Annotated in this window: 22 protein-coding genes; 9 read left to right on the top strand and 13 right to left on the bottom strand. The window is 65.5% G+C overall.

The window, feature by feature from the left end:
• Positions 1 to 9: 9 nt before the first annotated feature.
• The gene (locus BH95_RS18585; protein WP_037183474.1) at positions 10 to 1,059 is read right to left on the bottom strand and encodes a LacI family DNA-binding transcriptional regulator; all 1,050 of its coding nucleotides are present in this window, start codon (positions 1,057 to 1,059) and stop codon (positions 10 to 12) included.
• A 46-nt stretch (positions 1,060 to 1,105) separates the two neighbouring features.
• Between BH95_RS18585 and BH95_RS18580 the strand changes: the two genes are divergently transcribed.
• The 4 genes from BH95_RS18580 (at position 1,106) to BH95_RS18565 (ending at position 5,463) form a co-directional block, all read left to right on the top strand.
• On the top strand, positions 1,106 to 2,317 hold the full coding sequence (locus tag BH95_RS18580; protein WP_037183470.1) for an MFS transporter: 1,212 nt from the start codon (positions 1,106 to 1,108) through the stop codon (positions 2,315 to 2,317).
• A gap of 277 nt (positions 2,318 to 2,594) precedes the next feature.
• On the top strand, positions 2,595 to 3,626 hold the full coding sequence (locus tag BH95_RS18575) for an ABC transporter substrate-binding protein (protein WP_037183468.1): 1,032 nt from the start codon (positions 2,595 to 2,597) through the stop codon (positions 3,624 to 3,626).
• A gap of 23 nt (positions 3,627 to 3,649) precedes the next feature.
• Positions 3,650 to 4,684 (top strand): FecCD family ABC transporter permease, encoded by a 1,035-nt coding sequence (locus tag BH95_RS18570; RefSeq protein ID WP_037140800.1) that lies wholly within the window; start codon positions 3,650 to 3,652, stop codon positions 4,682 to 4,684.
• On the top strand, positions 4,681 to 5,463 hold the full coding sequence (locus tag BH95_RS18565; protein ID WP_020112286.1) for an ABC transporter ATP-binding protein: 783 nt from the start codon (positions 4,681 to 4,683) through the stop codon (positions 5,461 to 5,463). The genes BH95_RS18570 and BH95_RS18565 overlap by 4 nt, the downstream gene beginning before the upstream one ends.
• A gap of 9 nt (positions 5,464 to 5,472) precedes the next feature.
• Here the strand turns inward: BH95_RS18565 and BH95_RS18560 are convergent, their stop codons facing one another.
• The 4 genes from BH95_RS18560 to BH95_RS18545 are packed head-to-tail and all read right to left on the bottom strand — an operon-like array spanning position 5,473 to position 9,972.
• A complete protein-coding gene (locus tag BH95_RS18560; protein WP_019664995.1) occupies positions 5,473 to 5,832 on the bottom strand; it encodes a PLD nuclease N-terminal domain-containing protein in 360 nt (119 codons plus the stop codon).
• 59 nt (positions 5,833 to 5,891) lie between these two features.
• Complete coding sequence (locus BH95_RS18555; RefSeq protein ID WP_037185222.1) at positions 5,892 to 7,145, bottom strand: lipase family protein; 1,254 nt, start codon at positions 7,143 to 7,145, stop codon at positions 5,892 to 5,894.
• A gap of 8 nt (positions 7,146 to 7,153) precedes the next feature.
• On the bottom strand, positions 7,154 to 8,611 hold the full coding sequence (locus BH95_RS18550) for a pyridoxal phosphate-dependent decarboxylase family protein (RefSeq protein ID WP_037183466.1): 1,458 nt from the start codon (positions 8,609 to 8,611) through the stop codon (positions 7,154 to 7,156).
• Positions 8,608 to 9,972, bottom strand: coding sequence for an MFS transporter (locus BH95_RS18545; protein WP_037183465.1), 1,365 nt, complete (start codon positions 9,970 to 9,972; stop codon positions 8,608 to 8,610). Before BH95_RS18545 ends, BH95_RS18550 begins: the two co-directional genes overlap by 4 nt.
• Positions 9,973 to 10,139: 167 nt before the next feature.
• Here BH95_RS18545 and BH95_RS18540 point away from each other — a divergent pair, with 167 nt between their 5' ends.
• A complete protein-coding gene (locus tag BH95_RS18540; protein WP_019664991.1) occupies positions 10,140 to 10,790 on the top strand; it encodes a class I SAM-dependent methyltransferase in 651 nt (216 codons plus the stop codon).
• Here BH95_RS18540 and lat read toward each other — a convergent pair.
• Complete coding sequence (gene lat / locus BH95_RS18535; protein WP_052060196.1) at positions 10,787 to 12,136, bottom strand: L-lysine 6-transaminase; 1,350 nt, start codon at positions 12,134 to 12,136, stop codon at positions 10,787 to 10,789. The genes BH95_RS18540 and lat overlap by 4 nt on opposite strands.
• A 121-nt stretch (positions 12,137 to 12,257) precedes the next feature.
• On the opposite strand from lat, the gene amaB reads away from it, so the two are divergent.
• The gene (gene amaB, locus BH95_RS18530) at positions 12,258 to 13,793 is read left to right on the top strand and encodes an L-piperidine-6-carboxylate dehydrogenase (protein ID WP_020112292.1); all 1,536 of its coding nucleotides are present in this window, start codon (positions 12,258 to 12,260) and stop codon (positions 13,791 to 13,793) included.
• Here amaB and BH95_RS18525 read toward each other — a convergent pair.
• Positions 13,786 to 14,352, bottom strand: a complete 567-nt coding sequence (locus tag BH95_RS18525) for a TetR/AcrR family transcriptional regulator (RefSeq protein WP_019664988.1) — start codon at positions 14,350 to 14,352, stop codon at positions 13,786 to 13,788. The genes amaB and BH95_RS18525 overlap by 8 nt on opposite strands.
• A 79-nt stretch (positions 14,353 to 14,431) precedes the next feature.
• Between BH95_RS18525 and BH95_RS18520 the strand changes: the two genes are divergently transcribed.
• On the top strand, positions 14,432 to 15,016 hold the full coding sequence (locus BH95_RS18520; RefSeq protein WP_037185217.1) for a dihydrofolate reductase family protein: 585 nt from the start codon (positions 14,432 to 14,434) through the stop codon (positions 15,014 to 15,016).
• 1 nt (position 15,017) lies between these two features.
• Here the strand turns inward: BH95_RS18520 and BH95_RS18515 are convergent, their stop codons facing one another.
• The 6 genes from BH95_RS18515 to BH95_RS18490 all read right to left on the bottom strand — a co-directional run bounded on the left by BH95_RS18515 (position 15,018) and on the right by BH95_RS18490 (position 23,400).
• Positions 15,018 to 16,175, bottom strand: coding sequence for a hypothetical protein (locus tag BH95_RS18515; RefSeq protein ID WP_037183462.1), 1,158 nt, complete (start codon positions 16,173 to 16,175; stop codon positions 15,018 to 15,020).
• A 199-nt stretch (positions 16,176 to 16,374) separates the two neighbouring features.
• Positions 16,375 to 18,129: an HNH endonuclease signature motif containing protein gene (locus BH95_RS18510; protein ID WP_157773095.1), complete on the bottom strand. Its 1,755-nt coding sequence runs from the start codon at positions 18,127 to 18,129 to the stop codon at positions 16,375 to 16,377.
• A gap of 48 nt (positions 18,130 to 18,177) precedes the next feature.
• The gene (locus BH95_RS18505; RefSeq protein WP_037183460.1) at positions 18,178 to 18,669 is read right to left on the bottom strand and encodes an alpha/beta fold hydrolase; all 492 of its coding nucleotides are present in this window, start codon (positions 18,667 to 18,669) and stop codon (positions 18,178 to 18,180) included.
• 33 nt (positions 18,670 to 18,702) lie between these two features.
• On the bottom strand, positions 18,703 to 21,081 hold the full coding sequence (locus BH95_RS18500; RefSeq protein ID WP_037183457.1) for an ATP-binding cassette domain-containing protein: 2,379 nt from the start codon (positions 21,079 to 21,081) through the stop codon (positions 18,703 to 18,705).
• A 60-nt stretch (positions 21,082 to 21,141) separates the two neighbouring features.
• Positions 21,142 to 21,555 (bottom strand): VOC family protein, encoded by a 414-nt coding sequence (locus BH95_RS18495; protein WP_019667013.1) that lies wholly within the window; start codon positions 21,553 to 21,555, stop codon positions 21,142 to 21,144.
• A gap of 156 nt (positions 21,556 to 21,711) precedes the next feature.
• Positions 21,712 to 23,400 carry a cutinase family protein gene (locus tag BH95_RS18490; RefSeq protein ID WP_033189396.1) on the bottom strand — a complete coding sequence of 563 codons (1,689 nt, stop codon included), beginning with the start codon at positions 23,398 to 23,400 and terminating at the stop codon, positions 21,712 to 21,714.
• Positions 23,401 to 23,568: 168 nt separating this feature from the next.
• On the opposite strand from BH95_RS18490, the gene BH95_RS29100 reads away from it, so the two are divergent.
• Both BH95_RS29100 and BH95_RS18485 read left to right on the top strand, forming a co-directional pair.
• On the top strand, positions 23,569 to 23,709 hold the full coding sequence (locus tag BH95_RS29100; RefSeq protein WP_167336905.1) for a hypothetical protein: 141 nt from the start codon (positions 23,569 to 23,571) through the stop codon (positions 23,707 to 23,709).
• The gene (locus BH95_RS18485) at positions 23,702 to 25,882 is read left to right on the top strand and encodes a heavy metal translocating P-type ATPase (protein WP_037183454.1); all 2,181 of its coding nucleotides are present in this window, start codon (positions 23,702 to 23,704) and stop codon (positions 25,880 to 25,882) included. The genes BH95_RS29100 and BH95_RS18485 overlap by 8 nt, the downstream gene beginning before the upstream one ends.
• The last annotated feature ends 5 nt before the right edge of the window (positions 25,883 to 25,887 follow it).

Raw genomic sequence — 25,887 nt, 5'->3', positions numbered from 1 at the left:
ATTACCCGGTTAGTGGGGGCGCGCGGGTCTCGTCGAATTCCGGACCTGCACCGACCATGGGCTCTCGGGGATGCGGTCGAGGGAGCCGAGCACCCAGCGCGCTGCGTCGCAGCCCTGATCGAACAGTGATTGCGCGACGGTGGTCAGACCGGCGGCTCGGGCCGCATCGGAATCGTCCCAGCCGGTGATCGCAACGCCGTCGCAGCCGTCGAGCGGGCCGACGACATCGAGTGCCCCGAGCGCGAGGTCGTCACTGCAACACAGAAGTGCGTCGGCGTCGACGAGTCGCCGTGCCGCGTCGGCGCCTTCGGGGGACGCGTTCGATCCGGCGAAGGCGACGGGAGTGGACTCCCACTTGAAACCCGCGTCGACGACGGCTCGGCGGAAGCCGGCGAGGCGTGCGGCGGTGACCGGGAAGGTGGCGTCGGCCGGGTCGGGGCCGTGCACGATTTCGACGACGCGGTCGCGATTGCGCGGAAAGCTGATCACTGCAGGCTTTGTCGACTGTCGCAGTCCTACTTGCCCGACTGCGAGTGCTGCTGCCGAATCGTCGATCCCGATCATTGCTGCGCCCGGGACGACGGGTCCGCCCTGGATGCAGACCGGCTTGCCGGTGCCGATCACGACGTCCAGCATCGGGTCGTCGGACACCGTGGTCCACAACACGTACCCGTCGACCTGAGCGCCGCGTATGCGCTCCAGATCGGCCTTCGCCGGCGAATTCGGCTGAGACCGGCCTCCATTGGGCAGCAGGACGAGTCCGGAGTCGGTGTCGAGGCAGGCCTCGGCGATTCCGGTCAGGAACGCGCGGGCCTGGGGGTTCTCGAACGAATACGTCAGTTTCTCGCTGAGGACGACGCCCACGTTGTTGGTCTTGCCGCTGCGCAGCGATCGTGCGCCCGTGTGCGGGCCGGTGTATCCGAGGCGCTCCGCTGCAGCGAGGACTCGCGTCCTGGTGGCGTCGGAGACGCGTGTCGGTTGGTTGTAGGTGTAGGAGACGCTCATCGTGGACACGCCCGCGGCGGCGGCGACGTCGGCCATGGTCGGGCGGGGGTGCATGCGTTCACACTAGCGTTCCTCGTCGACATGTGTAACGATACACAACATGGGTGACGGTAGATCTCTCGCCAAGCTTCTCGTTCTTGCGGCCGCGGCCTTCGTCTACGTGACCGCCGAGGCGCTGCCCGTCGGGCTGCTGCCGGAGATCTCGTCGGACATGGGGGTCAGTGAATCGAGCGTCGGCCTGCTGTTGACGTTCTATGCCTACGGAGTCGCGGTGATGACGATGCCGCTCATGACGTTCGTGCGCAGGTGGCCGCGTCGAACAGTGGTCGTGGTGACCGTGGGCGCACTCGCGGTGTCGCAATTGCTGTCCGCGGTAGCCATCGGATATCCGATGCTGGTCGTCGCTCGAATGATCTGTGCTGCAACGCACGGCGTGTTCTGGGCAGTGGTCGCACCGGTCGCAGCATCGCTCGTCGCCCCGGAACGCAAAGGCAAGGCCATCGCGACGGTCTACGCCGGAACGTCGTTGGCGCTGGTGGCAGGCAATCCGGTGACCGCTGCCCTCGGCCAGTGGCTCGGCTGGCGCACAGCGGCCGTGTGCATCGGTGCCGTCGCGGGGATCATCGCGGTGACGCTGTTCGCGGTGCTGCCGACGATGAAGGTCGCCGACGCCGGCCCGGGCCCCGGATCACGGGCACGCGTCCTCGACCGATCGCTGGTGATGATCTGTGTTGCAACGTTTCTCGCAGTGCTCGGCCACTTCGTCGCGTACACGTACTTCTCGTTGATCGTGGACCGCGGCCTCGGGTCCGTCGGAACGACCCTGACCGCGATGCTGCTGCTGTACGGGCTGTGCGGAGTCGTCGGTATCTGGATCGTCGGCAGGACCTTCGATCGCTGGCCGAGGCGATCCACCATCGGTGCACTGTCCGTCGTTGTCGCCGCACTCACCCTGCTGTGGACGACCGTGCTCTCCGCCCCGGGTTCCCTTGCAGCACTGAGCGTCCTGGGCATCGGACTGTGGGGTCTGGCCTTCACCACCGTCCCGGTATGCCTGCAGTCGACCGTCCTGAACACCGCGCGCTCCGACCCCGACCGCGCCTCGGCCGTCTACGTCGTCGCATTCCAGCTCGCCATCGCCTCGGGCGCCCTCGTGGGCGGAATCGTCGTCGACAGGGCATCCATCGCCGACGTCATCGCCCTCGCCGGCCTACTCGTCATTGGAGCCCTCGTCACCGTCACCGCCGGGCGCAACACCTTCCCGGGCGCGCGTCCCACCGAACCGAACGTGACGTTCAGTCACTACAAGTGACCGAACGCCACGTTCGGTTCACGAACAGGGGCCACGTTCGGTCCATGAACAGGGGCGAGAGCTGAACGACCGGGTCGAGGGGAAACGTCAAGAGGGGTTAAAGTAAGCCCAGGATTACCGGTGTGGTGGTCTGTGTGATGGGCGAGGGAATCCGGTGTGAATCCGGGACTGACGCGCAACGGTGACCACGAGTGTGGGAGTCCGATCGCTTGCCTGTTGCAGCGTATGTCCCGCGGCTCCGCGAACAGGGCCCCTAGTAGGAAGTTTGCGCCACCTCATGGCTATTCGTGTTCCCTTCGGTGTTGCTGTGCTGTCAGCAGCTCTTGTTCTGTCTGCTTGTTCTTCCGGTTCCGAGTCGGAGGCGGTGCAGGAATCGTCCGGCAATTTTCCGTTGACTATCGAGAACTGTGGTCAGGAGGTGGTGATCGATGCGCCTCCGCAGCGAGCGGTGTCGCTGAATCAGGGGTCGACGGAGATTCTGTTGAGTCTCGGTTTGGCGGATCGGATGGTCGGGTCGGCGACGTGGACGGATCCGGTGCGGGAGAACCTGGCGGCGGACAACGAGCGTGTTCCGCGTTTGGCGGACAACAAGCCGTCGTTGGAGGTGGTGCTCGACGCCGAGCCGGATTTCGTGTCGGCGTCGTTCGGCGGGACCCTCGGGCCTGGCGGGGTGGCGGAGCGTGGTCAGCTCGAGCAGCTCGGTGTGCCCAACTACCTGTCGCCGACGGACTGCAACGGCAAGACCGACGAGAGCGTCAATTCGGACGGTGCTCGTACTCAGCCGTTGGAGATCGAGTCCGTCTACCAGGAGGTTCGTGATCTTGCGGCCATCTTCGACGTGTCCGAGCGCGGTGAGGAGTTCGTCGCCGAACTGCAGGAGCGGTTCGACAAGGCGTCGGGCACGGTGAATGCGTCGGGCACCTCGTTGGTCTACTGGTTCGCCGATACTGCGACGCCGTACATGGCGGGGTGCTGCGGGTCGTCGGGCATCATCACCAATTCGGTGGGCGCGGAGAACATCTACTCGGACACCACCGACGAGTGGCCGCAGGTCAGCTGGGAGTCGGTGGCGGACCGCAACCCGACGGCGTTCGTGCTGGCCGATCTGAGCCGCCGGTCGCTGGCCGGTGACGCGTTGGATTCCAAGATCGAGTTCCTGGAGAGCAATCCGGTGACTCAGCGCCTTCCTGCGGTGACCGACAAGCGCTACATCGTCGTGAACGGGGCGGATCTGAATCCGTCGATCAGGACCGTCGACGGCGTCGAGAAGGTCGCTGCTGCACTGCAGGGCTGGGGCCTGGCGAATTGACCGTGCCCCAGGCGGAGCCATCGGTGCGGAAGGCGGAGCCGTCGGTACGGAGCTTTCTGCTTCCGCTGCTGCTGATCGGCTCCGTCGTTCTGGTGCTGTCGATCGCAGTTGCGATCACGATCGGGCCGGCGGATCTGTCGGTGGCCGATGTCTACCGAATCACGTTCGAGCACATGGGGTTCGGAAGCTCCGGCGTGAGCCGGATCAAGGATGGGATCGTGTGGGAGCTTCGGCTTCCGCGAACGCTGCTGGCAGCGGTGTGCGGCGCCGGTCTGGCTCTGTGCGGCGCGATCATGCAGTCCCTGCTGCGTAACCCGTTGGCCGATCCGTTCGTGCTCGGCATCTCGTCCGGTGCGTCGACGGGCGCGGTGCTGGTCGCGGTCCTCGGGATCGGCAGCGGTATGTATTCGCTGTCGACGGGCGCGTTCGTCGGAGCGGTGTTCTCGTTTCTGCTGGTGATGTTGCTCGCCGCCGGTGCCGGGGGAGGCACCGATCGGGTAGTGCTCGCCGGAGTGGCTGGGACGCAGTTGTTCTCGGCGTTGACGTCGTTCATCGTCATCTCGTCGGCCGACGCAGAACAGACACGAGGGGTTCTGTTCTGGCTGCTCGGATCTCTCGGTGGCGCCGACTGGGGCGATGTGATGATGTGCGGAATCGTCTGTGCCGTCGGCATCGTCGTGTGCCTGCTGTATTCGTCGGCGCTCGACGCGTTCACCTTCGGTAACGACGCCGCGGCATCGCTGGGAGTGTCCGTCAAGTGGATTCGGATCGTGCTGTTGGTCATCACCGCGTTGATCACCGCGACGTTGGTCAGTGCTGCCGGAGCGATCGGATTCGTCGGGTTGGTTCTGCCGCACGCGGCGCGGTTCCTGGTCGGCGCCCGGCATCGTCGCCTGTTGCCGACGACGGTGCTCGTCGGCGCGATCTTCATGGTGTGGGTCGACGCGATCGCCCGCACGGTGTTCCAGCCACAGGAAATTCCGGTGGGCGTGGTGACCGCGCTGATCGGCGTGCCTGCGTTCGCGGTGATTCTCTTCAGGATGCGGAGGACGAGATGACGATCGAGGCCGCATCCGTGCGGTGGTCTCGCGGCCACAACCAGATCCTCGACGGAGTGGATTTCGATCCGCATCCGGGGGAGACCGTCGGGCTGATCGGACCGAACGGGTCCGGTAAGTCGTCGCTGTTGCGGATTCTGGCGGGAATCGTCTCGCCCGATTCCGGTGACGTCACGCTCGACGGCGCGCCGATGGCGTCGATGCGGCGCAAGCAGATCGCTCGACGCGTGGCGATGGTGGATCAGCATTCGGACACCGAGGTGGACATCGCGGTGCGCGACGTGGTTCGACTCGGTCGGATCCCGCACCACGGTTTGCTGGGCGGAGATTCGGCAGCCGACGACGTCGCCGTGGACAAGGCCCTGACGGACACGGGAATGACGTCGAAGGCGAATCGGCTGTGGCACACCCTGTCCGGCGGTGAGCGTCAGCGCACGCAGATCGCCCGTGCGTTGGCGCAGGAACCGACGGAACTGCTCCTCGACGAGCCCACCAACCACCTCGACATCCAGCACCAACTCGACATCCTGGCGTTGATTTCGGGCCTGCCGTTGACCAGTTTCATCGCATTGCACGATTTGAATCTGGCGTCGATGTTCTGCGATCGCATCGTGGTGTTGCAAGCGGGAAAAGTCGTGGCCGTGGGCAGGCCGTCGGACGTCATCACCCAGGATTTGGTGCAGGAGGTCTACCACGTGCGAGCGTCGGTGGAATTGGACGAGACGGGCACGTATCCGCAGGTCACCTACAAACCGTTGGTCTCGAGAGCTGTTCGCTGATCCCCGCCGTCAGGCGCCGTCGCCGCGAGCTTTACGACGCTGTTCCTCGGCGCGGGCACGGCACTGACGCAGAAATTCCTCGTCGGCCTCGGCCGTGGTTCCGGTTGCCCGGCCGGGCCGCGTGTCGTATTCCGGATACGCCGAGTTGCTGCGGCGGGCTGAACTTCCGCCGCCCGCTCCGCCCCAGATTCCGCCGTCGACGGGCCGTCCCACGAGGAGCCACACGATCGATCCGGCGAGCGGGATGAAGATGACCAACAGCAGCCACATCATCTTGGGAAGGTGCCGTACACCGCCTTCGTCGGCGGTGATGACGTCGATCAGGCAGAACACCCACAGGATCATGATGATCAGGCCGAGGTACGGCATCGAACTTCCCTCCAAGTAGAGACCGGTCGGTCTTTCGCGAAGGGAACTTTACTATCGGCTCAGATTTCTGCACAGCGGGAAGTGGTCGGTACTCCTGCGAACCGATCCTTGATCCAGTCGAGCCCGACGCCGAAGTCCGTCGCCGCGGGTGCGAGGTGGTTGACCCCGAGGCCTCCTGGGACGGGCGGGAGCTCGTTGACGTACAGCGATGCGTCGGCGCCGCGAGAGCACCATTCGGCGACGAGTCGGCGTGCTTGGTCCGTCGGGATGAAGTCGTCGGCCTGCGCGGTGTTGACCAGAACCGGAGCGCTCGGGGTTCCGTTTCCGATGCGCTGGTCGTCGAAGACCCGCTGCACGACGGGGTTGCCGCCGATCGAGTCCGCCAGTGTCTTTCCGTCCTTGGTCCATTGCGCCGTGGAGGTGCCACCGAACTCGCGCCGAGCTTCGATGAGGCATTGCGTCGACACGCGCCTCAGTACTTCCTTGCCTCGATCGTTCGACGCCTCGTCGACGACGGACTGCAGTTCCGGATAGCGGGCGACGAAACCGTTGATCGCAAAGCCGATTGCCGCAGTCAGTCCCGTCCCGTCGATGTGCCGCAGTACGGCGTCGAGGTCGGCGGGAGGCGCACTCGCGTAGGTGCCGGCCACGTTCAGTTCCGGCGCGTAGTCACCTACCAGTTCGGCCGCCGATGCCGCGGCACCGCCGCCCTGGGAGTGCCCCCAGAATGCGACGGGTCCCGCATGGTCATCGTCGCCCAGTGTCGTGGCGGCGCGGGCGGCGTCGATCATGGCGTGCCCTTCCTCGACGCGGTTGACGTAGGTGTGGATGCCCGGTGTGCCGAGGCCGATGTAGTCGGTGACGAACACGCGGATGCCCTGCGTCAAGAATGCGACGGCGAAGGCGCCTTCGTAGTTGATGGAGGTGCTCCCGGTCTTCGGGTCGTATTGGCCGCCGGTCGGGAATTGCCGCGACGGCGCACACTGGTCACCTTGGCCCTGCGTGCCCGGCCCGATGACGACGGTCGGCGTCGGGCCGGCCGGGTAGGGGGCCGACGGTTCGAGGTACGTGCCCGTCACCGCGACGGGCGTGCCGTCGGCGAGGGTGGAGGTGTACTTCACGCGCTGGGCGGGCGCACCTGTCTGCCCGACGAACGGGATCGGCTCGGTAGCGACAACGGTCCCCGGTTCCGAGGGGATCTCCGCCGGTTCGGCGTAGAAGTCCGGTGCAGCCTGGGCCGGTACAGCACCGGCTGCCAGTACAAGTCCCGCTGCCACTATCAACCGCGCTGCCAGTGCAAGCCGAATACGCATGTCCACCCCTACTTTTCGATCACTCGTGCCAGAAATTCGATCAGCATCGCGGCGCTCACGTCGCGGGGCAACTGTTCGACGCCTGCAAGTACCGACGCCATGTCCAGGTCCCCGCTCCCGGTCACGCCTGCCGCTTGGAGTGCGCCGTACACCTCGTCGGACGACAGTGCCGATGCCTGTTCGGAGGTGAGCACGCCGTCGCGGAACAGTCGGGCGAGCTCGGCCAGTGCGGGCGGCGGCTCCGCTGCGGCCTGACCACGCACGTCGTCGGCGGCAGCTACGAGAGCTGCGACCAACTCGCCCTGCACGGACACTGTCGCGGGTGTGACGGTCAGATGAGTGGTGCGCGGCAGCACCGTTCCGTCGGATTGCGTCAACGACGGCTGTGCCTGCAGCGAGAAACCACGCTTGCCGACGGCGCCGAGCCACACATGCGGATCGACGGCAGCCTGCGGCCCGTCTGCGGAATCCTTGGCCACTGCGAACAGCGGCCCGACGGGGTCGCCGACGACGCGTAGGCCGTCGATGGCGCGGATCGCGGCGACGAGTGCCGTTGTGGAATCGTGCATTCGGTCGGTGAGGTCGGCGAATCCGTCGACGCCGAGTGCGGTGACTATCGCCCATGCCGCCGTCATCGCCCCGACCGATCTGGAACCGAGCAACGTCGGGTTGACGACGGGATATCCTGGCCAGTCCGTGAGTCCGAAGTACTGGTGGCGGTGGCGATCTCGGCCGCGCACCAGCAACAGCGATGCGCCTTTGGGGGAGTAGCCGTACTTGTGCAGGTCCGCCGAGATGCTCGTGACGCCGGGCACTCCGAAGTCCCAGGCAGGCACGTCGCCCCACCAGGGCAGTGCCAGACCGCCGATACAGGCGTCGACGTGAACGGCCACCCCGCGCGTTGCCGCGACGGCAGCGATGTCCGCGACGGGGTCCATCGTCGCGAACGGGTAACTGGGAGCCGATGCGACGACGAGAATCGTGTCGTCGCGGATGGCGTCGGCGATGCGTCCTGGATCCGGCACGCCCGAGACCGGATCGACCGGTACGACAATGGATTCCACACCGAGTAGGTGCGCGGCCTTGCGGAAGGCGGCATGTGCCGTCGTCGGGTGGACGATGGAGCCGCCGTGCTTACCTGCCGCATCACGTGCTCCGAGGACCGCCAGGATGCAGCTTTCGGTGCCGCCGGTCGTGACGTTGCCGACGACGTCCTCGCCTCCGTGGAAGATCGAACGCCCGAAATCGACGAGTTCCCGCTCGATCGTGGCAACCGAGGGAAACACCGTCGGATCGAGGCCGTTGACGGATTGGACCTCACGCATGGCCGCAGCGGCGAGCTCGTCGAGTTCGGCGACACCACTGTCGTAGACGTAGGACAGGACACGGCCGCCGTGGGTAGGTGCGTCGGCGGTGCGCAGCTCCCGCAGGCGCGCCAGCACGGCCTTCATGTTCGACGCTCTCATGTGGTCCTTTCGTCGATTCGGCCACGACGCCGGCTCGGCTCGGATATTCGAAACTGCTTCAGCAGAACGACACTCAGTATCACCAACGTGGCAGGAACCATCGAGCATCCCACGACGATGCCGGGAACCACCGAATCCGGTTGGGACACGATGTCGTCCGTCGTGCTGGACCGGAACCCGACCGAGGCGAGGATCAGCAGGAACACCGCAGGACCGACGGCTCCCGCCCCTGTCTCGCAGGCAGTCCACACGCCGCTGAGTGCGCCTGCTCGTGATCGGCCGAAGCGGGCGGCGTCGTCCTCGATGGTGTCCGGCAGCAGGGAAAGTGGAAAGGCCTGCATCCCTGCGTATCCGATGCCGCAGGCGGCTGCCGACGCGAACACCCACGGGCCGGGCGTCCACAACGCGATGACGAACGACACGCTGCCGAGCGCGAAGAGGATCGACGCCGCAACGAATCCGACCGTCCTGCTGTACTTCAGACCGAAGCGATACCACACCGGCATCACCAGAAGAGCGGGTCCGACGACGGCAGCGAACAGCAGCGTCAGCGCGGCTTCGTCGCCCAGGACGTAGGTGGCGAGATACTGCACACCTGCGAGCAGGATTGCGACCGCAAGTGCCTGAACGACGAAGGTGATCAGCAAGATCCGAAACGACCGTGTGGAACGCACTGCGCCGAGGCCTTCGCGGTACTGCGCCCACACCGTCCCGTCCGACGGATCGGCCCGACTCACCGATTTCCCTCTCGTGCCCCACACCGTCAGCAGCATGCCGACGCCCATGACCGTCGCCGCCGCGATCGCCATGACGAGGTATCCGGTGGGGCCACCGCCCGCAGCATCGCGAACCGCGGGTCCTCCTCCGCCGACCAGAAGGATCGCGGCGGCGAGCACCGCGATGCGCACGGTGACGAGGCGGGTCCGATCTTTCGCGTCGGTGTACAGCTCGGTGGGCAGCGCAATGTACGGCACTTGGAAGAAGCTGTATGCCGTTGCGGCGAGCAGGAAGAACACGAACACCCACAGCGCAGCAGGGCCGATCGGAGGCGCGAACGTCAGCACGAACAGCACGGGCATGGCCAGCGCGCCGACAACCATTTCCGGCGTTCGAGATCCGGTGCGCGCCGAGCGTGTATCGCTGAGCGCTCCGACGAGTGGGCCGAGCAGCACATCCCAGATCTTCGGAATCAGGATGACGAGCGACGCGAGCCCGGCAGCCACGCCGAGGGTGTCCGTCAGGTAGTACGCCAACACGAGGCCCGGAAGAGCAGCGAACCCACCGGTGCCGATACTGCCTGCGCCGTACCCTGCAACAACACCCGCAGCAGCGCTGCCTGCAGGTACCGCACGATCGGTCACCCGGTCAGACTAGAGGTAGATCCGATGAATGCGAACGGTTTCGATCACCCTGACGTCAGGAGTGGAGCCGGCGGAATGACCCAGGTGTTCAGGAGTGGAGCGGGGGGTTCGGTTGGCGGTGATGGGGGTAGTGAAGTGGCGAGAAACGAATCGAGACGGAGGTCCACGTGGGGTTGAGTGAGCTCGAGGCGATGGTGAGACGCACCGTCACTGCAGGCCAGCCGTTCGAGTACGGCGCCGACGAGGCGGAGCTTGCCTATCTGAGTTCATTGGCGGCCGACGACGGCGTGGAGCTGATCTGCGAGATCGGCTTTAACGCAGGCTTTTCGACGTGGGCCTTTCTGTCCGCGTCGCCGACGGTCACGGTCGTGTCGTTCGATCTGGCCGAATACGAGTACAGCGATGCCGCCAAAGCTCACATCGACGAACTGTTCCCGGGCCGACACACCTTGATCCGGGGAGATTCGCACTCCACCGTCACCGAGTACGCCCGCACGAATCCCGACGTGCGCTTCGACGTCGTGTTCGTCGACGGTGACCATTCGCTGGACGGCGCGCGTGCGGACCTGGCGGACGCGCGCGCGTTCAGCACCACGGACACCGTCGTCGTCATGGACGACATCACCCCGTGGCTCTGGTTCGGTGAAGGCCCGACCGCTGCATGGCAGGATGCCGTCGACTCCGGCTTGATCGACCACCGGAGCTACTACCAGGACGGCAGGATCGTGGACGCCGTCGTACCCCCGGCCGACCGAGCCTGGGCCGTCGGCCGCTACGTGACCACCGGAACCTCGGCTGAAAGTACCGCTCCCATCTAGTTTCCGCGTTCCTGAAGCCGTGCCACACACCGCTCCACCGCGTCGAGTCCTCGGTCCAGGTCCGCTTCGCTGATCGTCAGTGCCGGCCGGAACCGAACCGAGCTTCCGCCACATCCGAGAGCAAGGACGTGCTCGGTCTCGCGGAGGTCGTCGATCAGACGATCCCGGGTGGTGGCGTCGGGGAGGGTGAAGGCGCACATCAGACCGCGGCCGCGTACCTCGGTCACCACGGCGTGCCGCGACGCGATGTCCCGCATCCGTCCCAGCACGCGTTCACCGAGCGCACCGGCGCGCTCGATCAGGTTCTCGGATTCGATCACTTCGAGAATGCGACGAGCCCGCACCATGTCGGTGAGATTGCCACCCCACGTGGAGTTGATGCGCGACGAGACCTCGAAGACGTTGTTCGGGACATCGTCGACGCGGCCGCCTGCCATGACTCCGCACACCTGGACCTTCTTCCCGAAGGCCACCACGTCGGGTACGACGCCGAGCTGCTGGAAAGCCCAGGCGGTTCCCGTCATTCCAGCGCCCGTTTGCACTTCGTCGACGACGAACAGCGCGTCGTGTTCGTGGCACAGCTGCCGCAGCTTCTGCAGGAACCGTGGCCGGAAGTGGTTGTCGCCGCCCTCGCCTTGAATGGGTTCGACGATGGCACAGGCAATATCGTGCGGGTTGGCTTCGAACGCGAGGCGTGCCGCGGCCAGGGCGTCGTCCTCCAGTGCGTCCATGTCCGCGCCGGTCCGAATGTACGGCGACGGGATGCGGGGCCAGTCGAACTTGGGGAAGCGGGACACCTTGTTGGGGTCGGTGTTCGTCAGCGACATCGTGTAGCCGGATCGTCCGTGGAATGCGTGCTCGAGGTGCAGTACCTGCGTACCCAGGCCGGCGTCCAACCCGTGCGCTTCGTTCCAGCGGCTCTTCCAGTCGAACGCGACCTTCAGCGCGTTCTCGACGGCGAGTGCACCACCTTCGACGAAGAACAGGTGAGGTAGCCGCGGATCGCCGAGCACCCGTGCGAACGTGTCGACAAACCGAGCCATCGGGATCGAGTAGATGTCGGAGTTGCTCGGCTTGTTCATCGCGGCCTCGAGCAAATCGGCTCGGAACTGCGCATCGCCTGTCAGCCTGGCGTGATTCATGCCGAGAGCATTGGATGCGAAGAAGGTGAACAGATCCAGGTACTCGGTGCCGTCCCGCGCGTCGACGAGGGTGGATCCGCGGGAAGCCGTCAGGTCCAGCACCATCGCGAAGCCGTCGGCGAGCATGTGGCGGCCGATCGTGTCGTGAACGTCCGATGCGTCGAAGGAACCGGAGGCATGTGGGGTGTGCAATACCTGCGTCATGATCGCCAACGTACCCGACAATATTCCGTAAAGAAACGGCTACGACCGTAAATTTTACGGCGTTGTGACCCGTCGGCTAGATTGAATGTTGCTGCCACGGCGACGAAAGGTGATTTTCGCGATGACTTCCCCGGTCAAGCACGACGAGCTGAGCGTCCGTACCCGCGCAATCCTGGGACGCCTGGGGGTGACCGCCGACCTCGACGTGCCCAGGTCGGAACTGCCGGTCGTCGCACGTTCACCGATCACCGGGGGCAATCTCGCGTCCCTCGCCGCGGCCACCGCTGCGGATGTCGACGCCGTCGTCACCGTGGCGAAATCTTCGTTCGCCGAGTGGTCCGCCGTTCCCGCTCCGGTTCGAGGTGGACTGATCCGCGAACTCGGCGAATTACTGCGTGAGTACAAGGCCGATCTGGGCGAGTTGGTCTCCATCGAAGCGGGCAAGATTCTGTCCGAGGGCCTGGGCGAGGTCCAGGAGATGATCGACATCTGCGACTTCGGCGTCGGGCTGTCCCGTCAGCTCTACGGCAACACCATCGCAACCGAGCGCCCGGGCCATCGCATGATGGAGCAGTGGCATCCGCTCGGCGTCGTCGGAGTCGTCACTGCCTTCAACTTTCCTGTCGCAGTCTGGTCGTGGAACACCGTCCTCGCCTTGGTCGCCGGCGACACCGTCGTGTGGAAGCCGTCGGAGAAGACGCCCCTGACCGCGCTCGCTGTTCAAGCGCTGTTCGAGCGTGCCGCCGCCAACGCGGACGTCGATCCCCTCGTTGCGCAGTTGGTCATCGGCGACCGAGTGGCCGGTGAGGCGCTCGTCGACGATTCCCGCGTGGCTCTCCTGTCCGCGACCGGGTCCACGCGCATGGGCCGAGCCGTGGCGCCCCGCGTCGCGGAGAGGTTCGGACGCGTACTGCTCGAACTCGGTGGCAACAACGCCGCCATCGTGACCCCGTCCGCCGATCTGGACCTGACGACCCGCGGGATCGTGTTCTCCGCGGCGGGTACTGCAGGGCAACGGTGTACGTCTCTGCGACGACTGATCGTGCATTCCTCCATCGCCGACGAGCTGGTCGGGCGGATTGCGAAGGCGTACGAATCGCTGGCCATCGGGTCGCCCCTGGACGCCGACACGCTCGTCGGGCCGCTGATCGACGCGCCGGCCTTCGCCGGCTTCCAGAAAGCGCTCGACGCTGCCGTCGGCGCTGGCGGTGTCGTGAAGGCAGGCGGTTCGCGCGTCGACATCTTCGGCGAGTACGCCTACTACGTCCAGCCGACGGTGGTGACGATGCCTGCGCAGACGGACATCGTGCGTCACGAGACGTTCGCGCCGATTCTGTACGTTCTCACCTACGAGACGCTCGACGAGGCCATCGCGCTGCACAACGATGTGCCACAGGGTCTTTCGTCGTCGATCTTCACGACGGATCTGCGTGAGGCCGAGCGGTTCCTGTCCGCCGCCGGATCCGACTGCGGCATCGCCAACGTCAACATCGGACCGTCGGGAGCGGAGATCGGCGGCGCGTTCGGCGGCGAGAAGGAAACCGGTGGCGGACGCGAATCCGGTTCGGACGCCTGGAAGTCCTACATGCGACGGGCAACCAACACTGTGAACTACTCCAACGAGCTGCCTCTCGCGCAGGGAGTCGAGTTCACCTGAGCAGGCCGTTCACCAAATCGTCGACGATGTCGTCGGTCGAGGTCTCCGGGTCGATCGGGTAGGTCAGTCGGTCGAACAGGAGACCGTCTATCGCGTAGTGGAACAACGCGATCTCCTTGGCGCCGCCGGGAAGTCCCGCGGCAAGGTTGAATTCGACGTCGCCGCGGAAGTTCGACCGTTGCCACGTGCCGAGAACGGCGCCGATCTCCGGCCGTCTCGACGCCTCGAGTCGCAGTTCGAACAACGCCAGCGTCACTTCTCGGTTGGTCAGGAGCCGCGCGACGATGTCGCGGGTGTACTCAGCGAACAGTTCCGCGCTCGGAGCTTTGGCGGCGAGCGGGGCATGCACGTCGGGATCCGGGGCGAGCCGTTCGCCGATGCGCTCGATCAATCCGGCGATGACATCTTCGCGCGTCTTGAAATAGTTCGACGTGGTGCCTTTCGGTACTCCTGCCTGCACATCGATGGCACGGTGGGTGAGTCCGCGTGCGCCTTCGGCGGCCAGGATCGAAATGCCGGCGTCGGCGAGATCGGATCTGCGTTGCGAATTGCGTGCCATGGAAAAAGACTAGCGCAACCACGACAGGTGTCGTACTCTCTGATTCGAACCACTACATCCGTCGTGATTGGAGATTCTCATGCGTGAACTGGTCTATTACGTAGCCGCCAGCCTCGACGGCTTCATCGCCGCCCCGGACGACACGTTCGATGCTTTCCCCCAGACGGGCGATCACATCGACATGATCCTGCGCGAGTACACCGACACGATCCCGACGCTCGGCCTTCGCGCCACCGGACTGACGCCGCCTCTGACGAGGTTCGACACGGTGATGATGGGATGGGGAACCTATGCGGCCGAGGGTGCACACCGGCGCGGCGGACCGTACGAGCATCTGAAGCAGTACGTGTTCTCTCGCAACCACACCGCCGACGATGCGGTGCCGGAGGTGACCGTGACGGACGAGGATCCGGTTGCCCTTGCGCGGGAGCTGAAGCAGCAGAGCGGATCGGACATCTGGTTGGCCGGTGGAGGGGTCTTCGCGTCCGCACTCGTCGACGAGATCGACCGGATCATCCTCAAGATCAACCCGATTCTGCTGGGATCGGGCAAGCGGCTCTTCGCCGACCGCGACTATTCGGTTGCGGACTTGAATCTCGTCGCCAGCACGCCGTATCGATCCGGGGTGGTCATCAACGAGTACACGCTCGACCGATCCTCGTAGGTCACACCAGGATGCTGTGCGCGCGCAGCCGTTCGACGATGTCCGGCGGTGGCCAGGCGGGAACGCGATAGCGAGCCGGGTCCAGGCCTGCCATCGGTTGGACACCACTGATGGACGCCACGTCGGCGAACTGGACGAAGAACGGCTCGACGCCCTCGCGGCAGAACGCCACGAGGTCGGTCTCCGGCAACGTGCAGTCCACCTCGTCGGCCCAGATGGTGACCGTACGGGGACCGAACGGAGTCGACTTGACGGTGACCGTGCCGATCTCGGAGTGCACACGATCCAGCTCGTACTGACGCTGTAGCCAGTCCGACTGTGCTGCATATTCTTTCGAGATGTGCACGCAACGGGCCCGTGCGCTGCCGGGATTGTCCGGCGCCGTGACGTCGAGCGTCACCACAGCACCCGAGTCGTCGACGGTGTACGCCTGCGGAGACAGGAACCGCGACGTGTGCAGATACTGCTCCTCGGCCAGACGGAAATGCTTGGCCAGCAGGTCATCGTCGTCGCTGGGCACGACGTAGAGCGTGTCCACCGTGGGGACGAACGCCACTGGTGCACAACCGAACCGCGACCTGTGCGACTCGAGCCACCCCGAATCCAACAGCCACGACGTGTAGTACTGCCCGCCGCGGTCGACCAACCGTTGAGTGGCGCGGCCCTTCGTGGGGTCGGCATACCGGGTGACGGTGGCCAGATTCGACCGGGCCGCAGCGAACACCGTCGACGGATCCACACCCCATGTCTCGATCGACTCCCACGACACGATCGAGCTGTGGAAGGGCATGTCCACCGCCACGAGCTCGTCGACCAACGGGAACACGCGCCGCGACAACAGCAAACCCGACGGTGCGCCCAACGTGTACGTCGACGGTTTCAACACCGGACGCAGCCTCGGCAGCGCCTCGTGCCAGTCACCGGGCCAGAAGTTCGAAGACATCTTCGTCGATACGAAATGCGCGACATGCGACTCCAGCGCCAGATCCGACGCTCCCGCCGTGTCGTGGAACAGGTGATCGAGCGGAAGGACCGACGACTCGTCGTACCTCACCGCGAACGCCGACGAATCCAGCCGAGCCCCAGCTCCACCCTCGACCGTGACACGTTCGATCACCAGACGCGCCAAACGCTGCCTCGGATCCTCGATCTCCCCCATCCCCGGAATGGTAACGCGGCATCGTCGTATTGGGGACACCCATCTGTCTGCGGGGGGATTCGCACGGGGATCGATGGTCGTGGCGCGACACTCCCAGCGCTCAGGCACGGGTTGCTGCGGGCATGGGTGTGAGCGGCACAGGTGGTGGTTGTGCCGCTCACGGGTGAGTGTTCGATTCGATGGTCCCGGGGGTCCGGGGCTATCCGGTCCGGGTCTCGGGGTCGGGATCGTCTGATGGGTAGAGGTATTCCTGTGGGTGGTGGTAGTGGTTGACGAGCCCTGTGCGTCGGGGGTCGACGGATTCTGGTGGATGCCAGGCGGTGCGGCCGGGTTGGGGATGATCGGGTCCGGTGGTGGTGGTCGCCCATTGATTCGGTCCGTCGCCGACGAGGGGGTGGTGGCAGTCGCACCCGAAGGTCAGGTCGTCGATGTCGGTGTTGCCGCCATCGGCCCATTCGTCGATGTGGTGGACCTGGCTCCAGGTGGCGGGGCGCGTGCAATTGGGGAAACTGCAGCCGCGGTCGCGTGCGATGAGGACGATCCGTTGATCGGCCGAGGCGAGCCGTTTCCCGCGCCCGAGGTAGAGGGCGCGTCCGTCGTCGTCGAAGACCGCGAGGTAATGGTGGGCGTGGGCGGCCATGCGGATGGCATCGCGAATCGAGACCAGCGATCCGGTGCCGGTGACGGCATGCCCGGACGCGGTGGCCAGATCGGAGGCGGACATCGAAATCACCGTGGTGACCGGAAGTCCGCGATGAGTTCCGAGGGTGCCGGCTGCGAGGGTCTGACGGAACACCGCTTTGACGGCATCGTGGTTGCGTTGGCCCTGGGTGCGCAGGTCCCGGCCGGCGCGTGCCTCCAACTCCGCGCGAGCAGCAGTCTCCTCGGGATCGAACAGCGTCAGCGGACCCGGCGACCCCGTAGAAGCAGTACCCGACCCAGCAGAAGCCGTACCCGACCTGGCAGCAGCAGTACCCGCCCCAGGATCACCTGATCCCGCCGTACCGAAACTCGTGGCGTCGCAATCCTGCTCGTCCGCGCCGTCACCGTCCGGGTTCGGTTCGTTCTGCCCATCACCGTCGGCGCTGTCGGCGCTGTCGGTGCTGTCGGGGGTGGTGCCGGGGTAGGCGGTGCTCAGGTCGGTGTCGTGGACGGGTTTGGGTTCGTCGGGGTTCAGCACTCCCTTGCGGGCGAGTTTGGCGAGAACCGGCTCCAGATAGGCACGGAACTCAGCGTCGATGACACCGGCCATCTTCGAGGTCCCGTCGACCTCCTGCGGCCCAAGCCGAACAAAGCATTTCCTCGCGATGTCCTTCTTGTCCCGCAGTTCCCCATCCGGATCCAACAACGCCGTCAACCGGTGCGCCGCGACCGTCAACTGCTCCGGCGAGACCTGTTTCGCCAAGTCCACCAACAAGATCTCCGACTGCACCAACGACTCGTGATCGATCCCGGCGGGCAGGGTGTCGAAGAACTTCTCGATCACCCGCACATGCGCAGCATCGAGATGACCCTCGCACTGCGCTCGCGCAGTCACCGGCAACAACGCATCGAGCTGCTCCCCGGTCAACGACCGCCGCCGCGCCAATTTCCCCGCGATCTTGATGCGTCTACCCGCGACTGCGGAATCGATCCGCAACAAACACGCCAACCGCGACGGATTCGACCGCTCCGGCAGCACCGCCAACCCGTCACCGTCCACCAACTCCGTCAACCATGTGTGCGACGTCCCGTACATCGCCCGCGACACCGACTCCATCCGCACCAACACCGCACGCCGATCCGCATCACCGACAACCCGACCATCCAACGACGCCTCCGCAACCGCACCCCACGCGGACTCCATCTCCTCCACCGCAGCACGCAACGCAGGGTCCTCGATCGGCAACACACCACGCGCAGTGTCGACCCGAAGGTCCCCGGCTACATCGTCGACGCTCTCCCCCAAAAGCATGACTCCACCATAACCCGAAAACCACAAATTGTTGAACATATGTTCGAACTACATCGTCGACCTACCCGCTCCGTGGAACTGGTGACCGCCCGACGGGTGCTCCACGATGCGAGCGGACGGCAACAACGCCGCGTTCGACGCCAGGTGCTCGAACGGGACCACCTCGTCGTCGCGGCAATGATGAAGCGCCAGAGAGGTAGTGGGCTCGGGTCCGTCGAACGCGTATTCGGGAACGTCCCACCCGCCGACCCCCCAATCCGGCATGGCCAGAAGGGTGGCCGGCTCACGGAAGCCCCACTCCCGCTTCGCGAGGACGCGTAGTAATACGGACGCACCGAACGAGTGCGCCACGAGGATGTCGGACGGGTCCAGCGATTCCAATCGAGCTCGCAGTGGACGCGCCCATGCTTCGAAAGACATGTCCTCGTCGGAGAACTCGGGCATGTCCACGTCGACACCCGACGCCCCCGCAAGGGCGTCGGCCATCGATCTGTCCTCCAGGAAACCACCGGCGCCGTGTACGAACAACAGTGTCGTCATGCGCTCGATTCTGCCCCGAAACCGGGCGTGCCGTCAGCTCCCCACGTAGGCAGCCAGGTGCTGCCCGGTGAGCGTCGAACCGTCGGCGACGAGATCAGCAGGCGTTCCCTCGAACACGACGCGGCCGCCGTCGTGGCCTGCACCGGGGCCGAGGTCGATGATCCAGTCGGCGTGGGCCATCACGGCCTGGTGATGTTCGATGACGATGACGGATTTACCGGACTCGACCAGGCGATCGAGCAGTCCGAGCAATTGCTCGACGTCGGCGAGGTGTAGTCCCGTGGTCGGCTCGTCGAGGACGTAGATTCCGCCCTTGTCGGCCATGTGGACGGCCAGCTTGAGGCGTTGGCGTTCACCGCCGGACAGGGTCGTCAGGGGCTGGCCGAGCTTGATGTAGCCCAGGCCGACGTCGGCGAGCCGGACCAGAATCTTGTGAGCAGCAAGCAGTTTCACCTCGTTGCCGAAGAAGTCCTCGGCCTGCGCCACGGACATGGCGAGCACTTCGCTGATGTTCTTACCGCCGAGGTGATATTCGAGCACCGACGCCTGGAACCGCTTTCCTTCGCACTCCTCGCACATCGTGGCGACGCCCGCCATCATCGCGAGATCCGAGTAGATGACGCCGTTACCGTTGCAGACCTGGCACGCACCCTCCGAATTGGCCGAGAACAGAGCAGGTTTGACGCCGTTCTCCTTCGCGAACGCTTTGCGGATCGGCTCGAGCAGGCCGGTGTACGTCGCAGGATTGCTACGACGGGACCCGCGGATGGCACCTTGGTCGACCGCGACGACGTCGTCGAGTTCGCCGAGCGAGCCGTGTATCAGTGAACTCTTGCCGGAGCCGGCTACGCCGGTCACGACGACGAGGATGCCCAGGGGCACGTCGACGTCGACGCTCTGCAAGTTGTGCGAGTCCGCACCGCGGATCTCGATGACCTCGGAGTACTCGCGTACCGAATCTTTCACCGCCGCACGGTCGTCGAAGTGGTGGCCGGTGACGGTGTCGCTCGTGCGGAGGTCGTCGACGGACCCCTCGAAGCAGATCTGACCGCCGTTGGTCCCGGCGCCGGGGCCGATGTCGACGATGTGGTCCGCGATGACGATGGTTTCCGGCTTGTGCTCGACGACCAGAACCGTGTTCCCCTTGTCTCGCAACTGCAGAAGGAGCTGGTTCATGTTCTCGATGTCGTGGGGGTGTAGGCCTGTCGTCGGTTCGTCGAACACGTAGGTGACGTCGGTGAGCGACGATCCGAGATGGCGAATCATCTTGGTGCGCTGGGCCTCGCCGCCGGACAGGGTTCCGGCGGGCCGTTCCAGGGACAGGTAGCCCAGCCCGATCTGCACGAACGACTCCAACGTTTCCCGCAGAGATTCGAGCAGCGGCGCCACCGACGGCTCCTTCAGACCGCTGACCCAGGCGGCGAGGTCGCTGATCTGCATGGAACAGGCGTCGGCGATGGAGATTCCCTTGATCTTCGAGGACCGAGCGCCCTCGTTCAGGCGGGTACCGTCGCATTCGGGACAAGTCTGGAACGTCACGGCGCGTTCGACGAAGGCACGAATGTGCGGCTGCATCGCGTCGACGTCCTTGGACAGCATGGATTTCTGCATTTGCGGGACCAGCCCGAGGTAGGTGATGTTGATGCCCTCGACCTTGATCTTCGTCGGCTCGCGGTACAGAAGGTCGTTCAGTTCCTTCTTGTTGTACTTGGCAATCGGCTTGTCCGGGTCGAAGTATCCACTGCCGCGAAAGATCCGGCCGTACCAGCCGTCCATGCTGTAGCCGGGGATGGTGATGGCGGACTCGTTGAGAGACTTGCTGTCGTCGTACAGAGCGGTCAGGTCGATGTCGCTGACCGATCCGCGCCCCTCGCAGCGCAGGCACATGCCGCCGGTGATCGAGAAGGTCCGCTTCTCGGTGGTCTGACGCCCGCCCTTCTCGACCTTCACCGCGCCCGCCCCGGACGCCGATGCGACGTTGAACGAAAATGCCTGAGCCGAACCGATGTAGGGCTTTCCGACGCGGCTGAACAGGATTCGCAGCATCGCATTCGCATCGGTGGCGGTGCCGACGGTCGAGTGCGGATTGGCACCCATTCGCTGCTGGTCGACGATGATGGCGGTGGTCAACCCGTCGAGCACGTCGACGTCCGGCCGCGCGAGCGACGGCATGAACCCCTGCACGAACGCGCTGTACGTCTCGTTGATCATCCGCTGGGATTCCGCGGCGATCGTGGAGAACACCAACGACGACTTGCCGGACCCCGAAACGCCGGTGAACACCGTCAACCGGCGCTTGGGGATCTCGACGCTGATGTCACGGAGGTTGTTCACCCTCGCGCCCTGCACACGGATCAGATCGTGGCTGTCGGCCTTGTGGACCTCGGTCGTCGAACTGGCGCGTCGGGCCATCAGGACATCTCCGTTTCTCGGGGGGACTGGCATCCAATCATGCGAATTCAAGCATGTTCGTCAGCTGCGGGCCTGTTGGATACGCAGCAGATTCCCTGCAGGGTCGCGGACGGCGCAATCGCGAAGACCGTACGGCTGATCGATGGGCTCCTGCACGATGTCGGCGCCCCCGGCCTGCAACGCGTCGAACGTGGCATCCAGGTCGGGCGTCGCCAACTGCAGGCCCGCGTATGTGCCCTTCGCCATCATCTCCAGGATGGTTTTCTTCTCGTCGTCGGTGATACCGGGATCGACCGCAGGTGGCGTCAGGACAATCGCCGTGTCCGGCTGTCCGACAGGCCCGACGGTGAGCCAGCGCATGCCGTCGTACCCGACATCCAGGCGCACCTCGAAACCGAGGAGATCGCGATAGAACCCCAGCGCCGCATCGGCATCGTCATGGGGAAGGAACGAGGAATGAATGGTGATGTTCATGTGGAAAGACGCTAGTAGGCCTCGGCGTCGGACACTTCTCGATTCCTGATCGGTCCGGACCTTTCCCGGACAGTTCCCTTGGAAGACCGAAAGCGCCGTTCGGTCAGTCAGACTGACCGAACGGCGCTTTCGCTCCGAATGGGAAAGGGAGTACGACTACCCAGCCGGTACGACGGTGGTGGTGGGGACGGCTGTGGTGGTCGGGGCTGCTGAGGTGGCAGCGGGTGGGGTGGTGACGACCGAGCCGTCGACGACTGCGCCTGCGGCGTCGGGAGCGGGTACGAGAGGTACTGCGGTCAGGTTCGGATCGACGGGAGCGGCCGGGTCGACGATCGGGGCGGGAACGCCAACCTCCGGGACCACAGGTGCGACGTAGGGGGCGACGACGGGAGCAGCTGTGGAGGTGCTCGTCGGCGCGGTCGTGGTGGGGGTCGCGGTGGCGGACAGAACGGTCAGGCGGGCCTGCTCCTGAACTTCCTTGGACTTGATGGGCTTGCCGGCCTGGGCGTCCTTGGCGAGCTGGGTCAGCCATGCGGCTGCGTATTCGGCCGAGGTCAGCGGCTTGCCGTTGGCGTTGTCGGCGTCACGCCAGTAGTCGAAGTGGTGTCCCGAGCCCGGTCCGAGGGTCTGACCGTACGGATCGTTCATCGCGACGGGGATGGTGTCGGTGTTGGATCCGATGAAGCCGATGATTTCCTTGGCGATCTTCGACGGCAGGTAGGCGAGGTTGACTGCGCTCTCGGCGGGCAGCGGTTCGCCGTTCTCGTCCGTTTCGGGCTTCGCGGCGACCTTGGTGGTCGGGTCGGCCGGCTTGTAGCCGGGCTCGGAGACCTTGATGAGCACGTCGAGGAATGTCTCGTCGCCGGCGAGCCAGTTGTCCTGGCTGGTGATGTCGGCGAAGGCGGCGACGGCGATCTTGCCGAGGACCATGGCGAGGTCGGCGCCGGTGGCGGGGGTCAGGGTGTTGTCGCGCTGGATGGCATCGACGTCGAGTTGGCGTCCGACGTTGGCGGCCAGGTGCAGCAGCGAGGTGTTCTTGGGCATCGCGCACGTCAGGTCGCCCTGCGAGCAGAACGAGGCGACGCGGCCCTCGAGTACACCGAAGCTGCCCTGCGTGGACGGTAGAGCGCCGGCGCCGGCGGGGCCGGAGCCGTTCTGGTACTTGGTGTCGAAGCCGTCGGGGTTGGTGCCCGACGCGGAACCGGGGAATGCGGTCTCGCCGTCCTTGCGGCCTGCATCGGCGAGAATGACGACACCGACCACGTTGCCCGGGTCGACAATGCCGAACTTGCCGTTGGTGTCGGCCTGCTGGTTGCCGATCTCCATCGCTGCGCGACGCGTGACGTCGGCGCCTTCGCTGTAGCCGACGATGGCGAAGCGGGTCTTGGGGCACGACGCGGCGATGGCGTTCATGACCGTCTTGGTGTTCGCGACGCCGGTCTCGACCGAGGATTCGTAGGTGGCCATGTTGGCCGGGTACTCGATGTAGACGGCTGCGTAGGAGCCGTCCTTCACCTGGCCGTTGGGAGCGCCGACCATCTGGTCGATCCAGTCGCTCTCGAAGTCACCGGCGAGCGCTGCGGGCAGTCGCGTTCCGGTGGGGGTTTCGAGCATCTTGGTCTTGCCGGCCTCGGGCGAGTCGCCTCGGCCACCGACGGCGATGCTGACCATGTCGTAGCAGGTGGCGGTCGATGCGAGCTCGACATCGGCGTCCGACGACGTCAGCTTGTCGGTGGTGAGGACGGCGGCACCGACGGCCAGGGCGCCCAGAGATACGAACGCAACGGCGCTGGTGACGAGCCGTCGACGATTCGCAGGTCTGCGATTCGAAACGCGTAGAGACATGGCTTCCCAATCAGTTGTTCCCCGAACCGATTACACCGCCGCTGCACTACGCGGTGGCTACACGGAAGTCGCCGCGGAGGTACCCCGCGTTACACCGTGACCGGATCGAGACCTCCCGATACCCTAGGGGGGTATGGTAGAACGGGTGAGACGAAAGAGGTGCTTCGCGTGAACACGACGATCAAACTGGCAGGCTTCGTACTCGGAATCACACTGGTGTTCTTTGCCGCATTCCTGATCGGCGGAGCGGTCGGCCCTGTCGGTGAGGCACCTACGAGTCACGAACACGCGCAGGTGGACCATGAGTGAGACGGAGTTGATTCTGGGCGGCATGACGTGCGCGTCGTGCGCCAACAGAATCGAGCGAAAACTCAACAAGCTCGACGGCGTGACCGCGACGGTGAACTACGCGACCGAGAAAGCGCGTGTTCGGTCCGACGGCGTGCCCGTCGAGGATCTGATCGGCGCTGTCGAGGCCGCGGGGTACACCGCGACACTCCCCGCTGCCGACCCGGACTCCACGCCCGAGACGGATCCGCTGAAGCAGCGTCTGATCGTCTCGGCGGTTCTGTCGGTGCCGGTGATCGCGATGGCGATGATTCCGGCTCTGCAGTTCACCAACTGGCAATGGTTGTCGCTGACGCTGGCGGCACCGGTCGTCGTGTGGGGTGCCTATCCCTTCCACAAGTCCGCGTGGACGAACCTGCGGCACGGCACATCGACCATGGACACCCTCGTGTCCATGGGAACGCTGGCTGCGCTGGGATGGTCGCTGTACGCACTGTTCTTCGGCGCCGCGGGCGTTCCCGGCATGAAGCACCCGTTCGAGCTCACCATCGACCGGATGGACGGCTCGGCCAACATCTATCTCGAGGTCGCAGCAGGCGTCACCACGTTCATTCTGGCCGGCCGGTACTTCGAGTCTCGGTCCAAGCGCCGGGCAGGTGCAGCGTTGCGCGCCCTGCTCGATCTCGGTGCCAAGGACGTGACGGTGCTGCGCGACGGCGTCGAGAAGCAGTTTCCCATCGACGATCTCGCGGTGGGCGACACGTTCGTGGTCCGGCCGGGCGAGAAGATCGCGACGGACGGAACCGTCGAATCCGGATCCTCCGCCGTCGACGCATCGATGGTGACCGGTGAGTCGGTTCCGGTGGAGGTGTCGCCGGGCGACACGGTCGTCGGTGCGACGGTGAACGTCGGCGGCCGGTTGGTCGTGACGGCCACCCGCGTCGGCTCGGACACCCAGCTGGCCCAGATGGCCAAGCTCGTCGAAGACGCGCAGACCGGGAAAGCGCAGGCGCAGAAGCTCGCCGACCGGATCTCGGGAATCTTCGTTCCGATCGTCATCGCGATCGCCGCCGGCACACTCGGATTCTGGCTCGGCACCGGCGGATCCGTCGCCGCGGCCTTCACGGCTACCGTCGCCGTTCTGATCATCGCGTGCCCGTGCGCGCTCGGCCTCGCGACGCCGACGGCACTGATGGTCGGGACCGGCCGCGCCGCACAGCTGGGCATCTTGATCAAGGGACCGGAAATCCTGGAGTCCACCAAACGCATCGACACCGTCGTACTCGACAAGACCGGCACCGTCACCACCGGCCAGATGTCCTTGCTCTCGGTGACTCCCGAGAACGACGAGCTGCTTCTCGTGGCCGGGGCTCTGGAGGCAGGCTCGGAGCATCCCATCGGCAAAGCCATCGCCGACGCCGCCCGCCGCAGCGGCTCGGTGCCGGACGTCGAGAACTTCGCGGCCGTGCCCGGCCTCGGCGTGACGGGAATCGTCGACGGTCGGGCCGTGGTTCTGGGGCGTGCCTCGTTGCTGGCGGAGTGGTCCATGACCCTTCCCGCGGAACTTGCCGCGGCCTTCGCCGACGCCGAACGCGACGGCCGCACCGCTGTCGCGGTCGGGTGGGACGGACAGGCGCGCGGAGTGCTCGTCGTCGCCGACTCGGTGAAGCCCACGTCGAAGCAGGCGGTCGCGGAACTGCGTGAACTCGGACTGACCCCGGTGATGCTGACCGGTGACAACGAGGCGGCCGCGAGGAAGATCGCGGCCGACGTCGGGATCGAGGAAGTCTTCGCCGGAGTGCTCCCGCAGGGAAAGGTCGACGTCGTCGCGCAGCTGCAGTCCGAGGGCCGGGTCGTGGCGATGGTCGGTGACGGCATCAACGACGCCGCCGCGTTGGCCACCGCCGACCTGGGGCTGTCCTTGGGTACCGGCACCGACGTCGCCATCGAGGCAAGCGACCTGACGCTGGTGCGCGGGGACCTCCGAGCCGTCGGCGACGCCATCAGGTTGTCGCGAAAGACTCTCGCGACGATCAAGGGCAACCTGTTCTGGGCGTTCGCGTACAACGTCGCGGCCATTCCGCTGGCGGCTGCGGGCCTGCTCAACCCCATGCTTGCGGGTGCGGCAATGGCCTTCTCTTCGGTGTTCGTGGTGACCAACAGTCTGCGATTGCGGCGCTTCGCTCCCGCATGAGTCAA

It is taken from the genome of Rhodococcoides fascians A44A, from assembly GCF_000760735.1.
Classification (GTDB): Bacteria; Actinomycetota; Actinomycetes; order Mycobacteriales; family Mycobacteriaceae; genus Rhodococcoides; species Rhodococcoides fascians_E.
Note: the sequence above shows the minus strand (reverse complement) of the source record. Positions and strands in the feature narration are given on the sequence as shown.

Bases quoted from the DNA above. Each gene is read 5' to 3' on its own strand.
- BH95_RS18585 (WP_037183474.1), bottom strand. From the start codon at position 1,059: ATGCACCCCCGCCCGACCATGGCCGACGTCGCCGCCGCCGCGGGCGTG.
- BH95_RS18565 (WP_020112286.1), top strand. From the start codon at position 4,681: ATGACGATCGAGGCCGCATCCGTGCGGTGGTCTCGCGGCCACAACCAG.
- BH95_RS18500 (WP_037183457.1), bottom strand. From the start codon at position 21,081: ATGGCCCGACGCGCCAGTTCGACGACCGAGGTCCACAAGGCCGACAGC.
- BH95_RS18575 (WP_037183468.1), top strand. From the start codon at position 2,595: ATGGCTATTCGTGTTCCCTTCGGTGTTGCTGTGCTGTCAGCAGCTCTT.
- lat (WP_052060196.1), bottom strand. From the start codon at position 12,136: ATGACGCAGGTATTGCACACCCCACATGCCTCCGGTTCCTTCGACGCA.
- BH95_RS18485 (WP_037183454.1), top strand. From the start codon at position 23,702: ATGAGTGAGACGGAGTTGATTCTGGGCGGCATGACGTGCGCGTCGTGC.
- BH95_RS18560 (WP_019664995.1), bottom strand. From the start codon at position 5,832: ATGCCGTACCTCGGCCTGATCATCATGATCCTGTGGGTGTTCTGCCTG.
- BH95_RS18490 (WP_033189396.1), bottom strand. From the start codon at position 23,400: ATGTCTCTACGCGTTTCGAATCGCAGACCTGCGAATCGTCGACGGCTC.
- BH95_RS18555 (WP_037185222.1), bottom strand. From the start codon at position 7,145: ATGCGTATTCGGCTTGCACTGGCAGCGCGGTTGATAGTGGCAGCGGGA.
- BH95_RS18525 (WP_019664988.1), bottom strand. From the start codon at position 14,352: ATGGCACGCAATTCGCAACGCAGATCCGATCTCGCCGACGCCGGCATT.
- BH95_RS18520 (WP_037185217.1), top strand. From the start codon at position 14,432: ATGCGTGAACTGGTCTATTACGTAGCCGCCAGCCTCGACGGCTTCATC.
- BH95_RS18510 (WP_157773095.1), bottom strand. From the start codon at position 18,129: ATGCTTTTGGGGGAGAGCGTCGACGATGTAGCCGGGGACCTTCGGGTC.
- BH95_RS18550 (WP_037183466.1), bottom strand. From the start codon at position 8,611: ATGAGAGCGTCGAACATGAAGGCCGTGCTGGCGCGCCTGCGGGAGCTG.
- BH95_RS18515 (WP_037183462.1), bottom strand. From the start codon at position 16,175: ATGGGGGAGATCGAGGATCCGAGGCAGCGTTTGGCGCGTCTGGTGATC.
- BH95_RS18505 (WP_037183460.1), bottom strand. From the start codon at position 18,669: ATGACGACACTGTTGTTCGTACACGGCGCCGGTGGTTTCCTGGAGGAC.
- BH95_RS18495 (WP_019667013.1), bottom strand. From the start codon at position 21,555: ATGAACATCACCATTCATTCCTCGTTCCTTCCCCATGACGATGCCGAT.
- amaB (WP_020112292.1), top strand. From the start codon at position 12,258: ATGACTTCCCCGGTCAAGCACGACGAGCTGAGCGTCCGTACCCGCGCA.
- BH95_RS18580 (WP_037183470.1), top strand. From the start codon at position 1,106: ATGGGTGACGGTAGATCTCTCGCCAAGCTTCTCGTTCTTGCGGCCGCG.